This window comes from Prevotella sp. HMSC073D09, from assembly GCF_001814145.1.
Lineage (GTDB): Bacteria > Bacteroidota > Bacteroidia > Bacteroidales > Bacteroidaceae > Prevotella > Prevotella conceptionensis.
On record NZ_KV815135.1, the window covers coordinates 1 to 253 of the forward strand.

A 253-nucleotide genomic window follows, 5' to 3' on the forward strand; every position below is an offset into this window, starting at 1 on the left:
CGGCCGGTGAGGTTGCGGCGAACGACAAGCGCATCAGGGCCTGCACTTTCAACGAAGTCGGGCAAGCCGTCGCCGTCAATGTCGAGTAAAGCGCTCTCCGTGCGGCTAACGCCAGTGGACCAAGCAGCGGTTACGTGTGGAGTGATCGTCAGCTTCAGGAACAGCAGGTGGATTTTGAAGGAGAATGCCGCACTGCCATACAATGATACGGACGTGGCAAGGTTCTTTCCCGCACTGCCCTGAACGTCTTGGG

Annotated in this window: 1 protein-coding gene; it reads right to left on the reverse strand. The window is 58.5% G+C overall.

Translation table 11 applies throughout. From position 1 onward, the window contains the following. The coding region (locus HMPREF2955_RS16685; protein ID WP_139145567.1) for a hypothetical protein at positions 1–253 on the reverse strand (253 nt) is incomplete at both ends.